Here is a 13,072-nt window from a genome sequence, read left to right on the forward strand (position 1 = left end):
AAGCGCTCATGACTAGCACACCCATGGTTCAGGCCGTCGACGTCTGGAAGTCTTTCGGCTCGCTCGACGTGCTCAAGGGCATCAACCTCGAAGTGCAAAAAGGCGAGGTCACCTGCCTCATCGGCCCGTCGGGGTCTGGTAAGTCGACGTTCCTGCGCTGCGTGAACCACCTCGAGCAGGTCACCGCCGGCCGTCTCTACGTCGACGGGGATCTCATCGGGTACCGCGAGAAAGACGGTGTTTTATACCAACTCTCGGAGAAGGATGCCTCCCGCCAGCGCCGCGACATCGGCATGGTCTTCCAGTCCTTCAATCTCTTCGGCCACCGCACCGCCCTGGAGAACATCATCGAAGCGCCCATCCACGTCAAGGGCGAGAAGCCGGAAACTGCCAAAAAGAAGGCCATGGAGCTGCTCGAGCAAGTCGGCCTCGCCCACAAAGCGGAGGCCTACCCCGTCCAGCTTTCCGGAGGTCAACAGCAACGCGTCGCCATCGCGCGCGCGGTAGCTATGGACCCCAAGCTCATGCTTTTCGACGAACCCACCTCCGCCCTCGACCCCGAACTCGTCGGCGAAGTCCTCCGCGTGATGCGCGAGCTGGCCGCATCCGGAATGACCATGCTGGTAGTCACCCACGAGATGGCGTTCGCCCGCGAGGTCGCCGATACAGTCGCCTTCATGTCTGACGGCGCCATTGTTGAGTACGGCACTCCCGAGCAAGTTCTCGACAACCCCCAGGAAGCCCGCACTCAGGAGTTCCTGTCCTCGATCTTCTAGGGATCTTCGGGGGCCGCGCCCCAGTGCGGAAACCTAGTGCGGAAAAGTTGACAAACTCGATTTGCGCCTAGAACCGTTTCCGCAGGTAGAAGCGATCTGGGGCGCTAGACTGGTTTCAGGTTTGTCAACTTTTCCGCAAGCGGCCCTTGGACCTAAGTAGTGCCGCTGAACTTCTGGTTCATCGCCTCGAAAACCGGGTCCGGCACAAGCCCCTTCAGGTCGCCGCCGTACTTGGCCACTTCCTTGCACAGGGAGGACGAGATGTAACCGTACTTCTCGTCGGTCATGAGGAAGAATGTGTCCACGCCGGAGAGCCGCCGGTTCATCTGCGCCATGGGTAGCTCGTAGTCGTAGTCGAGGGAGGAGCGCAGACCCTTCACCAGCGCGCCGATGTTGTGCGCGGTGGTGTAGTCCACCAGCAGACCGCCCCACGTGTCCACTGTGATGTTGGGAATGTGGCTGGTGACTTCGCGGATGAGGCCCATGCGCTCGTCAATGCTGAACAGGCCGGACTGCTTGTTCGGGTTGCCGGTCACCAGGACGGTGACTTCATCGAAGCTACGCGCGGCGCGGGTGAAGATGTCCAGGTGACCGTTGGTCACAGGGTCGAAGGATCCTGGGCATACTGCCTTCGTCATTGTTCTTCCTCGTTCTTGTCGGCACTGTCGTAGACAGCCATGTCCATACGAGCGATACCATACAGGCGCTTCTTCAACTTTTGACCGGTAGGTGTGTAGCCCTCCGGCCATGCGGTTTCTGCGCTGTCGCGGTGGCGTTCGATGACGACAGCTGCGCCGTCGATAAGCGCGGGCTTGAGCGCTTCGAGCATGGCGGCGACGTCCTCGTCGGGCAGGTCGTAGGGCGGGTCGGCGAGCACCATGTCGAAGTACGCGCGCGGGGCACGCGGCACATAGGCGGAGGCCTTGACGGGCTCAATATGCACGTTCGGATGGCCGACGGCCTTCGCGTTGTGCTTGATTATCTCGACGGCTTTCGGGTCAGACTCGACGAGCACGACCTCCTCGGCGCCACGCGACGCGGCCTCAAGCCCCAGTGCGCCCGAGCCGGAAAACAGGTCGAGCACACGCTTGCCGACGAAGCCAAACCGCACCTGCAGCGACGAGAACAACCCCTCTTTCGCTCTGTCGGAGGTGGGGCGGGTGCCTTCCGGCGGCACCTTGATCTTGCGTCCGCGGGCTTCGCCCGAAATGATTCGGCTCATGCGACCACTTTAACTTTTATCCAGATACTCGAATTCTTCGAGGATCATCTCTTCGGTGACGGAGCGGGCCAGCTCAATGTCGCGGGCGACAATCTCGGCGGCGTCGTCGTAGGCGCGCTGGATGATCTCATAGTCTTCGACAAGGTTGAGCAGCTTGAGCTGTCGCTCCTTGCCGGACTGGGATGTGCCCAGCACGTCGCCCTCTTGGCGGATCTCCAGGTCGAGCTCGGCGAGTTCGAACCCGTCGGAAACCTCGGCAATGCGCGAAACGCGCTCGAGCTGGGGTGTATCGGGCTCAGCGAAGGTATGGAACAAGCACAGCGACTGGTGCCCACCACGACCCACACGGCCGCGCAGCTGGTGGAGCTGGGAGACCCCGAAGTGCTCGGATTCGCGCACCATCATCACCGTTGCATTCGGTACGTCGACACCGACCTCGATGACCGTCGTGGAGATGAGCACATCGATCTCTCCGGCGCTGAACTCGGACATGATCCGGTCCTTGTCCTCGCCTTTCATGCGGCCGTGCAGAATCTCGATTCGCAGGCCCTGCAACTCCACAGCTTGCAGGCGTTCCGCCATCTCGAGCACCCCGCCGGGCCCCTCAATGCGCGGGCACACAATATAGGCCTGGTGGCCGGCGGCGACCTCCTCGCGAATCTTCACCCAGGCACGCGCCACCCACGTCTCCTTGAACTCCGGCACGATCGCCGACTGGATGGGTTTGCGGCCGCCGGGCAGCTCCCGCAGAGTGGACACTTCCAAGTCGCCGAAGACGGTGATGGCGATGGTGCGCGGAATCGGTGTCGCCGTCATCACCAGCAAGTGCGGGGTGATATCCCCTGCTTTGTCGCGCAGCATGTCACGCTGCTCCACACCGAAGCGGTGCTGCTCATCCACGACGACGAAACCGAGGTTGAAGAACTCCACGCTCTCTTGAATGATCGCGTGCGTGCCCACGACGATGTCGGCCTCCCCCGTCATGATCGCCAGCAGCGCCTCCTGTTTCTGCACGGTCGGCATCGACCCCGTCAGTGCCACCACGCGGGCATGGACACCGGTGCGCATCAAGGTTTTACGCAGGGACTTTTCATGCTGCAGAGTGAGTACTTCCGTTGGGGCGAGCAGCGCACACTGCATGCCGTTGTCCACCGCTTGGAGCATCGCAGCCAACGCCACGATCGTTTTTCCGGAACCGACCTCGCCCTGCAGCAGGCGGGTCATCGGGATCGTGCGCTGTAGGTCTGAGGTGATCTCGTCGAGCACACCGAGCTGCCCGTCGGTCAGCGAGAACGGCAAAGCGCTCAAGAGTTGCGCTTGGTTGCGCTTATCGACGCGCGGAAGCGCCGGCGCCGTCCGATGCGCCGTATCCTCGCGGCGCACCGCCATGATGAGAGCCACCCGCAGCGCCTCGTTGTATTTCAGGCGGTTCCGGGCGGCGTCAGGGCCGCGGGGGCCGGGCAAGTGAATCTGCCACAGAGCGTCCTGAAGAGAAATGAAGCCCTCGGGAGTGAAGCCGAGCGGCTCTTCCACCTCCCCGATGTGTTCGAGGACGGTAGCGACCGCACCCATAATGGTCCATGTGGAGACGTTCTTCTTTGCCGCGTACACCGGCAACCACTCACGGCCGGCCAACATCTCATCGGGGTCCCCGAAGGCGGCGAGCTGCTTCATCGACCCGGAACTGTGCGTAGCACCGCTCGACTTCTCGCCTGAGAAACTGGGCTGGTTGAGCAGAATGAAGTCCGGGTGCTGCAACTGCGGCATGCCGTTGAAGTAGGACAGCTTCCCAGTGAACATGCCACGGGTGCCTTCCTCAAGCACCCGTGGGGCGTAGCGGGCGTTGAAGAACGACATGTCAATCGTGTTGCGCCCGTCGGAGACCTGCGCTTTGAAGATTGTGCGCTTGCCGTGAATCATGCGCGTGGACTGGATCACGCCGATGAAAGAGATCGTGTCACCTGGCAGCGCCCCTTCGAGCGCGTCGCCGTAACCGTAGTGGAGGTACTTGCGCGGGTAGTACTCCAGCAGCCCTTCTGCTGTCTCGATCCCGAAGTTGGTCGCGATGGCTCGCGCGGGGCGGGTGGGAATGACCAGGTTGAGCGGCGTGGAGTACGTCAGGCCGAGCACGGTGCTACTCCACTCCGATGTGGCCGAGCGTTCCGAGGCCATCTGCCGGGTAGACCAGTACCTCGGCCCCGAGTTTCTCTTCGAGGGCGTCGCTGTCAACCGCGGTGGCGTCGTCCGGGGCGAGAAGGAGGGTAATGAGCTCGCCGCCGTCGGCAAGCAAAGCGGTGCACGCCTGCTCAATGGCCGAAGCGAGGTCGTCTGCCCGGGCAATAGCTCCGTTCGCACCGAGGACATCAATCCCGTCATCGGTGGTCTGGATATCAGCGACATCCATCTCCTGCGCGGCTTCCTGCATCAAAGCAGCCGCCTGGTCGAGCGGCAGGCGCGGATCATGAACGGCAAGAGCAGCGATACCGTTGACCAGGCGGACTGTCGGGAGCAAAACGATCTCCGTGTCATCCGTCTCGGCAACTGATTCGACTGCGCCGAGCGTTTCGGAGTCGAGCTGGCCATTGGGCAGCACAAGAACCTCGTGCGCGCCCGAGGCGACAATCTCGCGGCGGAGATCCTCAACCACACCTGGGCCGGGCACGACAGCGACGGCACCGGCTTGGGTGTACAGATCCATCAACGAACCGGCAGGAGTCACCGCAACGATGAGGCGGCCGACACGGCGCGCTTCATGCAACGGGGACGCATCCGGCAGCACCTCGAGCCGCAAATCGGTCACCTCCCCCATGGCAAAGGCCTTCTCGATGACCGGCCCCGCTTCCGGGGTATGAATGTGCACCTTGCCCTGCGTGTCCGTCACACGGGCCACGACAAGGCTGCGCCCCATCCCGGAGAGCACCGACTCAAGATCATCGAGGGGACCAGAGAACATGAACAGAACTTCGAGCCAACCGGGGGCGCTGTGGCCGTCCCCGTGTTCATGGTCCGAACCAGCTGCAGAACCTACGGGACGGTCACCGCCGCTTTCGCCGCTGACGCTGTCGTGCAGCACCTGAAGCAACAGCACCAGCCCAGTACCGCCTGCATCCACAACCCCCGCTTCGCGGAGTTCAGCGAGCTGTGACGGAGTGCGTTCGAGCGCTTCTTCGGCGGCACCAAGGGCTGCTGCAGTGACGTCAGCAAGCTCACCGGTCTCCGCGGCCGCTCGTGCCGCATTAGCTGCTTCGCGCAAGACGGTGATGATCGTGCCCTCGACGGGCGAATTGATAGCCCGCTTCACGAACGTGACAGCGTTGGTCAGCGCGTCTGCGACGCTTCTGCCGTCCAACTCCCCATCGAGTGCCGCCTGCGCGACACCCCGCAATACCTGGGACAGGACGATCCCCGAATTACCGCGGGCACCCTTAATGCTGCCGAACGCCAGCGCCTCAGCGACCGCGTCCGCGCCGGCGGACGGATCCACATTCTCGGCTTCGCGCACGGCTGCGGCCATTGTGTACGCCATGTTGGAGCCAGTGTCTGAATCCGGCACGGGGAAGACATTCAGGCTGTTGATGTCCTCGCGGTGCTCCTCCAACGCTTCAGCGCCGCTACGTGCCCACACCAGAAGGCGGGCACCGTCAAGCACAGAAACGCCGGAGAGGGTGGTCATGGGCACTTACTCTACAGTGCCCAGTCAACACCGTCGGCCCCTTGGGCCTGCAGCGCCTCATTGGCCCGCGAGAACGGGCGGGAGCCGAAGAATCCGTTGCGCGCGGAAAACGGTGAGGGGTGCGTCGACTCGATGCATGGAGTGTCACCTAGGAACTCTTTGGCGGTGCGGGCGTCGCGTCCCCACAGGATGGCCACGAGCGGTGTGTCACGCTCGGCGAGGGCGCGCATCGCTTGCTCTGTGACCTCTTCCCAGCCCTTGCCGCGGTGCGAGCCAGATTTTCCGGGCGCCACGGTGAGCACCCTGTTGAGCAGCAAGATTCCCTGGCTCGCCCAGTTGGACAGGTCGCCGTCCTTCCGGGGCGGGATGCCCAGGTCGCTTTCCAGCTCAGTGTAGATATTCACCAGGGAGCGGGGTGGGCGCACACCTGGTTGCGTCGAAAAGCTCAGGCCCATGGGGTGCCCTGGTGTCGGGTACGGATCTTGGCCGACGATGAGCACGCGCACATCGTCGAACGGGTCCTGAAACGCGCGCAGGACGTCGTTGCCGGCCGGCAGGTACGGCTGGTTCGCGCGCAGGAAGTCACCCATCTCATGAATGCGCTTTTCGACGGGCTTCAGTGGTTGCTTCCAACTCTCATGCACAGGCAAACTCATGCGAAACTCTCCCATCCTCCGGAGTAATTGGGTGCAGCACCATCGACGGTGACGCTCGCTGCGTCGTTGGTGCGACACACCTTGCCGATGCTGCGAAACCCGACAGGCGCATTCCCATGCAACGTGCCAAGCAAAGTGTGGTCTTCCCCGCCCTCATACACCCACTTCCACGGGTCAGCGCCAAGAAGCTCAGCGGCATGAAGCAGCAAGTCGTCGGGGGCGATCGTGTGGGGATCCAGATCGAACCGCACACCGGAGTTCTCAGCGATCGCAGTGAGATCGTGCAGTAGACCGTCGGAGTTGTCGGTCATCGCACTCGCTCCGGCGGAACGCGCGACCACGCCAGCGCTCGGCGAGAGAACAGGAGCCTGGTAGGCCAGCACGAGCGGTTCCAACTTCTCGGGGATCTTCATGCCCGATTCCAGCAGGTCCAAGCCAGCGGCGGAGTAACCGATCGCACCGTGGGCAACAAGGTTCTGGCCCGGGCGCGCACCGGATAGGGTCAGCGGCGGCCGGTTGCCGCCGAGGGATCCGATAGCGGTGACCGAGAGAACAAGGCTCTCCCCCGCTGTGACGTCGCCGCCGACGAGCTCGGCGGCGTACTTGTCAATCTCGTGGGCGATCCCACGGGCGATCTCCCCGACCACGGACGCCGCCATTGCGGGCGGAGCAGACAAGGACAGCAACACAGCGATCGGGCGCGCACCCATTGCTTCAATATCGGCGAAGTTCTGCACGACTGCCTTTCGGCCCAGATACCACGGGGTGGTCACATCCGCCCGGAAATGACGCCCTTCCACGAGCATGTCCGTCGTAGCCACCACGCGCGAGTTCGGCGACGCCGGCGACAGAACAGCTGCGTCATCCCCGTTAACCGGTGATGGGCTGGCATCGATGATCGACTGGATTACCGCGTGTTCCCCGACCTCACCGAGCGTGGGGCCACTGGTGGGAAAACCGGTGTGAATCATAGGTGCGTGGGGCCTTTCTCGGTTCTGGGCCTTATAGACTGGGCCGTTATGACGAGCTCAGCCGAACAGACTACCGCCGCGCCGCCGATGAACAAGACACTGATCTACGTCAGTCTGGGCTTGGCGCTAGCGCTTGTCGTCGGCGTGCTCGTCGGGTCCAAATTGGTTATGCAGAAGCTTAACAACCAGCCGGTCTCGCTGTCGGAGTTGCCGTCTCCTATGGCGGACTCCGCCGAATGCGCCCAGTTGGTCGAGTCTCTGCCCGACGAGCTTGCCGGTCACCGCCGCGCCGAGCTGCTCGACCCGGCTCCTGCCGGTGCTGCCGTGTGGCAGTCTGCGTCCGACGAACGCGTCACGCTGCGCTGCGGTGTCGAAGCCCCTCTCCAGTACACCGAGCTCACCCCCACGTTTGAAGCGGCCGGAGCACGGTGGATAGAAATCAGCGACCCTACGGCGGGGGCGGACTTGTCCACATGGTTCACAGTGGACCGCTCGCCGGTCGTGGCGGTGACGGCGGACCATCAGGCTGTGCGGGAGGGTGAGAGTCCCGTCGATAAGCTCGACCTGTCTGCTCTACCGGAAGAGGCGAGCGAACCTGCACCCGCGCCGCTGGCCGCGCTTGAACCCGCAGAGGGCGCTGTAGCCGAGTGCGAGACGCTCATGGGAGGACTCCCCGACGAGCTCGTCCCGGGCTACCCACGGTTGGATCTGAGCAACGTCGCTTCGCTTGACGACGCATCTGCAGCCGCATGGGGTGGGAATAGCGTGGAACCCATTGTCATCCGCTGCGGTGTCGCGGCACCGGCGAGCTATGAACCTGGAGCCCAGCTGACCCAGATCAACGACACCCCGTGGTTCCAGGAGGAGAACCCTGACGGAACTGCAACGCTGCTCTACGCGCTGGGCCGGCGCACCGATATCGCAGTGTCGCTGCCCATGGGTGTCGGCGAAGAAGCGCTGACGAAGCTGACCAACCTTATTGCGGAGAACGTTCCAGCGCAGTAGCAATGAGTGTTTCGAGCAGCTCCCCGTAGCTCATGCCCGCAGCTTGGAAGACCTGCGGGAACATAGAAATCGACGTGAAGCCGGGCATGGTGTTGACTTCGTTGAGCATCGGGCCCTCCGATGTGACAAAGAAGTCCACGCGCGCCAAACCACGGCAGTCCAGAGCGCGGAAGGTGCGGATGGCCAGCTCTTCGAGCTTGGCGTTCATCACGTCGTCGTAGCCCGCCGGGATCGTCGCGGTGACAACGTCGTCGAGGTACTTGGTCTCAAACCCGTAGAAGCCCTCCTCCGATTCGGAGGTCCCGTTGAGCTTTGCGGGAGGCGAGGCGATCAGATCGCCGTTGGGGCGCTCGATCACGCCGACTTCCACCTCGTCGCCAACCAGCTCCGCCTCAATGATGACCTTGGAGTCATACAGGCGGGCAAAACGCACGGCGTCATCGAGCTGATCCCAGCTGTCGACCTTGTTGATGCCGATGGAGGATCCACCGCGGGCCGGCTTCACAAACACGGGAAGGCCGAGGTAGTCGCGGTCGTTGTCGTCGAGGTGCTCGTCGTCGACAAGCACGACCTCGCGGGTGACAGGCACATCTGCCGAACGCGCGACAATCTTCGTGAACTGCTTGTCCATCGAGCAGGCAGACGACAGCACACCCGGACCGACATACGGCACGCCAGCAAGGTCGAGCAGACCCTGAATCGTGCCATCTTCGCCGTAGGTGCCGTGCAGAACCGGGAAGACAGCGTCGATGGTGGCCAGCACCTCGCCCGTGCGAGCATCGTAAAACTCACCGCGGCGGGAAGGATTGACCGACAGCGCGACCTCGCGCTCGCCCGCGACCGACGGCAGCTGAGAATCCCCGACCGGGTCCGTCGTGCCTTCCACCCACACGCCATCTTGAGTGATGCCTACCGGGAAAATTTTGTACTTGCCCTTGGGCAACTCCGCCATGATGGCGCCAGCAGAAATGCAAGAAATGGAGTGCTCGGAGGACATTCCACCGTAAATGACGGCAAGTGTGATCATGCAGACCACACTACAAGGCACCTACTCCGACTTTTTCGAGCGACCCATCAGTGCGACAACCATCTCATCGACCTTGAGGTCGCCGTGGCACACGGAATGCACTGCCTCCGTGAGCGGCATGTCCACTCCGTTGGCCAGCGCCAGCTCGTAGATGCTCTTGGAGCTGATCACGCCTTCTGCGACCTGGCCGTGCGTCGCCTCGCGGGCGTCCTCGAGCGACATTCCGCGGCCGAGACGTTCACCGAACGTTCGGTTGCGGGACAGCGGCGAGCCGCAGGTGGCCACGAGGTCGCCCAGCCCAGCAAGGCCCGCGAAAGTGCGCTGGTCCGCGCCGAGCGCCATGCCCAGACGGGTGATTTCCGCCAGGCCACGGGTGATCAAGGTGGCGCGGGTGTTCTCCCCCAGATCTTTGCCCGCAGCCATGCCGCACGCGAGCGCGATGACGTTCTTGCAGGCCCCGCCAATCTCACAGCCGACGACATCAGTGTTGGTGTACGGGCGCATATAAGTGGTTGCGCAGGCGGCCTGGACCAGCTTCGCGCGGTTGAGGTCTGAGCAGGCGATAACTGTAGCCGCTGGCTGCTCCTCAGCGACCTCGCGCGCCAGGTTCGGGCCCGACAAAACGGCCACGCGGTCGTCGTTAATGCCGGTGACCTCTGCCACCACCTCGGACATGCGCTTGTACGTGCCCGTCTCAATGCCCTTGGAGATAGACAGCACTGTGGCGTCCGAGCTGATGTGCGGCGCCCACGTGGCCAGGTTGTCCCGCATCGTCTGGCTCGGCACAGCGGGCACCACGATCTGTGCAGACTCGATTGCGGCTTCGGCGTCATCGGTCGCTTCAATCGCCTCTGGCAGTTCAATGCCCTCGAGGTAATCGGGATTCTCGCGTGTGGACGCCATTGTCTGCGCCAACTGGGTGCGGCGCGCCCACAGACTCACAGAGTTTCCGGCGTCCGCAAAGACCTTCGCCAGTGCGGTCCCCCACGACCCGGCGCCGAGAACAGCCACCTTGACCATGTGCGCTCCTTCTCTCTTACGTTCCGTGCCAGTGTAGAGGAGCCAGGCTCGGTTGGGCGCATATGATGAATGCCATGGGCAAGAAGTCGAAGATGCACGAAGACGACAAGGACATCCAGGGCGAGATGTTCCTCACCGGCCGCCACCAGGAGATTCCACGCCGACCAGATGAGGAATTCAAGAAGACTACTCTGGCTGCGGGCGCCGTGCTGTGGCGCGGCGACGTCAACGACATCGACTCGATTGAAGTCGCGTGCATTCATCGCCCACGCTATGACGACTGGTCCTTGGCCAAAGGCAAGGTAGACCCGGGCGAGTCTCTCGTGGTCACTGCGGTCCGCGAGATCAAGGAGGAAACCGGCTACGACATCCGCCTGGGCAAGCTGCTGGGTAAGACGGTGTACCCCGTCATGGACAGCACGAAGGTGGTCTATTACTGGATCGCTCAGGTGCTCGGCGGCGAGTTCGAGCCGAACGACGAGGTCGACGAGATCCGCTGGCTCACCTTCGACGATGCCAAAGAGATCATGTCCTACGACCTCGACCGCCAGGTTCTGACGAAAGCGGAGAAGCGCTTCCGCCTCCCGGCGACGAGCCGCATCCTTTATGTGCGCCACGCGAAGGCGCACGACCGCGAGAAGTGGTCCGGCGACGACAACAAGCGGCCATTAGACAAGAAAGGCCGCCGCCAGTCGGAGATGCTCGTCCCGATGCTCGCGGCCTTCCAGCCGGAGCGCATCTATAGCGCTCTTCCGGACCGCTGCCAGCAAACCATCGCGCCGCTTGCCGACGAGTTGAACATGCCTGTCGACGTCGACCTGCGTTTCGGTGACAACGCGTGGCAGTCAGACCCGTCCGGTGCCAAGCAGGCTTTCCAAGCTGTCATCGATCAAGGTGGCACGAGCGTCGTCGTAGCCCAGGGCGACGTGATGCCCAACATGATCCAGTGGCTCTCAGAGAACGGCCGCCTGCCGATCGACGGTGAGATCAACTGCAAGAAGGGCTGCGTGTGGGTGCTCTCCTTCAACAACGGCGACCTCACCGGCGCGGACTACATGCCGACAGCCCTGCCGGTGCGGTAGAAATTAAGCGTCTGGGTGCGCTGCCTCGGCTTGCTGCAGTTTCTTCGGCCCGCCAAACGCTTCCCAGGTGAGGTAGCGCCAGCCTTTCTCCAACGGCCCCTGGCCGAAGCGGCGCAGCCACAGCCAGCTGAGCACAGCTTGGATGACGAGCATCACTGCGGCGACCGCGAAAGCTGTGTAGAAGTCTTCGTTCGTCGCTCCCGCATCTTCGCGTGGATATCCCAACAGCAGGCCGCTTCCGATGATCACCAACGTCGCCAGAATGTAGTTCGTCAGAGCCGTTCGGCCCAGCGACGCGAACATCGCTCCGAGCGCGGACCGCAGGGGCGTGCGCAGCAGGACATACACCAGTGCCATCCACATGGCTGTGTAGATCAGGCCAGTCACTGCAGCAACGTGGCTATATGCGACCGTTCCAAGACTCCGGTACTGGAGGTAGCTCATTCCCAGCGTCAGCGGAACCAGAACCAGCAGTGCCATCGCCGCCGGTTTAGGGTTCTCGTCCAGGGCCTGCGGTAGCCCCCACATAGCGAATGCGAATCCGAGCAAGAGCAAGCCGGGAATGAGAACGATTCCTCCGAACGGCGCTCCGAGCAAAGTCAGCACGACGCCTCCGACGGTGGCTAATGTCCGTCGAAGTTTCAGGTCGGTGACGAAAGTGAGCGGGTACAGGAATACGAAGCCGAAGGCTGAGTAGTACAGCAGCGCCTCCCCGGGGTGGAGGATTTGGTGCACGATTCCGAGCAGAAAAAGAGGCAGCAGCCGCCGCCACATGACGGACTGCGCCATCATCCCGCGTCGGCGAGCCCCATCGACGATCAGGGCGAATCCAATCCCGAAGAGAAATGTGAACGCTGTGAAGAAGCGTTGGTGAGCAAGGAGATCTAGCGCCCGGTACGCCTCCTTTTCCCCTTCAGGCCCTGGATAGAGGAGCCATTGCTGTTGAAAGTTCACGAAGGCGATCCCGCACAGTGCGATTCCGCGGATCACATCAAGCGAGAGCATTCTCGCGTTTCGCGTTTCGTTCATTCTCCGGCCTTTCTAGACGTCGATAGCTGGCTTGTACGCGGGCCGCTTCGCTTCGAAGTCCTCGATTGCGCCCTCATCACGCAGGGTCAGGCCGATGTCGTCGAGGCCTTCCATGAGGCGCCAGCGGATGTAGTCGTCGATCTCGAAGGTGAAGGTGTTCTCCCCCACCGTCACGGTCCGGTCCTCGAGCGACACCGTGACCACCATACCGGGGTTTTGCTCGAGCTGCTTCCAGATCAGCTCGATGTCGGATTCAGTCATTTGGCCGGCGAGCAGGCCTGCTTTGGAGGTGTTACCACGGAAGATGTCGGCGAAGCGCGGGCTGAACACGGCCTTGAAGCCATAGTCCATGAGCGCCCACACGGCGTGCTCGCGAGAGGAGCCGGTGCCGAAGTCGGGGCCGGCGAAGAGCACGGAGCCGTTCTTGAACGCATCCTGGTTCAGCACAAAGTCTGCTTCGTTGTTACGCCAGTTGGAGAACAGACCGTCCTCGAACCCAGTGCGCGAGACACGCTTCAAGTACACAGCGGGGATGATCTGGTCGGTGTCCACGTTGGAGCGGGTCAGCGGAACGCCAACGCCGGTGTGGGTGGTGAACTTTTCCATGATTG

General features: G+C 62.7%; 13 protein-coding genes. 3 read left to right on the forward strand and 10 right to left on the reverse strand.

Annotated features, from left to right (window positions below):
- Positions 1-8 precede the first annotated feature (8 nt).
- Positions 9-776 carry an amino acid ABC transporter ATP-binding protein gene (locus KBX17_RS06900; protein ID WP_305083298.1) on the forward strand — a complete coding sequence of 256 codons (768 nt, stop codon included), beginning with the start codon at positions 9-11 and terminating at the stop codon, positions 774-776.
- A gap of 152 nt (positions 777-928) precedes the next feature.
- On the opposite strand, the gene coaD is transcribed toward KBX17_RS06900, so the two are convergent.
- Genes coaD through KBX17_RS06930 form a run of 6 tightly spaced genes read right to left on the reverse strand, consistent with a single transcriptional unit; the run spans position 929 to position 7,298 of the window.
- On the reverse strand, positions 929-1,414 hold the full coding sequence (gene coaD, locus KBX17_RS06905) for a pantetheine-phosphate adenylyltransferase (protein WP_256019071.1): 486 nt from the start codon (positions 1,412-1,414) through the stop codon (positions 929-931).
- The gene (locus tag KBX17_RS06910) at positions 1,411-1,998 is read right to left on the reverse strand and encodes an RsmD family RNA methyltransferase (protein WP_256019073.1); all 588 of its coding nucleotides are present in this window, start codon (positions 1,996-1,998) and stop codon (positions 1,411-1,413) included. The genes coaD and KBX17_RS06910 overlap by 4 nt, the downstream gene beginning before the upstream one ends.
- A 9-nt stretch (positions 1,999-2,007) precedes the next feature.
- On the reverse strand, positions 2,008-4,128 hold the full coding sequence (locus KBX17_RS06915; RefSeq protein WP_370687591.1) for an ATP-dependent DNA helicase RecG: 2,121 nt from the start codon (positions 4,126-4,128) through the stop codon (positions 2,008-2,010).
- 4 nt (positions 4,129-4,132) lie between these two features.
- Positions 4,133-5,671 (reverse strand): DAK2 domain-containing protein, encoded by a 1,539-nt coding sequence (locus KBX17_RS06920; RefSeq protein WP_256019076.1) that lies wholly within the window; start codon positions 5,669-5,671, stop codon positions 4,133-4,135.
- A gap of 11 nt (positions 5,672-5,682) precedes the next feature.
- On the reverse strand, positions 5,683-6,327 hold the full coding sequence (locus KBX17_RS06925; protein WP_256019077.1) for a uracil-DNA glycosylase: 645 nt from the start codon (positions 6,325-6,327) through the stop codon (positions 5,683-5,685).
- Positions 6,324-7,298: a thiamine-phosphate kinase gene (locus KBX17_RS06930; protein ID WP_256019079.1), complete on the reverse strand. Its 975-nt coding sequence runs from the start codon at positions 7,296-7,298 to the stop codon at positions 6,324-6,326. Before KBX17_RS06930 ends, KBX17_RS06925 begins: the two co-directional genes overlap by 4 nt.
- Before the next feature lie 48 nt (positions 7,299-7,346).
- On the opposite strand from KBX17_RS06930, the gene KBX17_RS06935 reads away from it, so the two are divergent.
- Positions 7,347-8,303, forward strand: a complete 957-nt coding sequence (locus KBX17_RS06935; RefSeq protein ID WP_256019080.1) for a DUF3515 domain-containing protein — start codon at positions 7,347-7,349, stop codon at positions 8,301-8,303.
- Here KBX17_RS06935 and KBX17_RS06940 read toward each other — a convergent pair.
- Positions 8,275-9,330 (reverse strand): D-alanine--D-alanine ligase family protein, encoded by a 1,056-nt coding sequence (locus tag KBX17_RS06940; RefSeq protein ID WP_256019082.1) that lies wholly within the window; start codon positions 9,328-9,330, stop codon positions 8,275-8,277. The genes KBX17_RS06935 and KBX17_RS06940 overlap by 29 nt on opposite strands.
- Positions 9,331-9,351: 21 nt before the next feature.
- On the reverse strand, positions 9,352-10,350 hold the full coding sequence (locus KBX17_RS06945) for an NAD(P)H-dependent glycerol-3-phosphate dehydrogenase (RefSeq protein WP_256019084.1): 999 nt from the start codon (positions 10,348-10,350) through the stop codon (positions 9,352-9,354).
- A gap of 74 nt (positions 10,351-10,424) precedes the next feature.
- On the opposite strand from KBX17_RS06945, the gene KBX17_RS06950 reads away from it, so the two are divergent.
- On the forward strand, positions 10,425-11,432 hold the full coding sequence (locus KBX17_RS06950; protein ID WP_256019086.1) for a bifunctional NUDIX hydrolase/histidine phosphatase family protein: 1,008 nt from the start codon (positions 10,425-10,427) through the stop codon (positions 11,430-11,432).
- A gap of 3 nt (positions 11,433-11,435) precedes the next feature.
- Here KBX17_RS06950 and KBX17_RS06955 read toward each other — a convergent pair whose 3' ends face one another.
- Entirely contained in the window at positions 11,436-12,437 is a 1,002-nt protein-coding gene (locus KBX17_RS06955) for a DUF418 domain-containing protein (RefSeq protein ID WP_256019087.1), read from the reverse strand.
- Between the two features lie 36 nt (positions 12,438-12,473).
- Entirely contained in the window at positions 12,474-13,067 is a 594-nt protein-coding gene (gene leuD, locus KBX17_RS06960; protein WP_005290383.1) for a 3-isopropylmalate dehydratase small subunit, read from the reverse strand.
- Positions 13,068-13,072 lie beyond the last annotated feature (5 nt).

The organism is Corynebacterium sp. CCUG 65737 (assembly GCF_024454115.1).
In the GTDB taxonomy this organism is placed as follows: Bacteria; Actinomycetota; Actinomycetes; order Mycobacteriales; family Mycobacteriaceae; genus Corynebacterium; species Corynebacterium genitalium.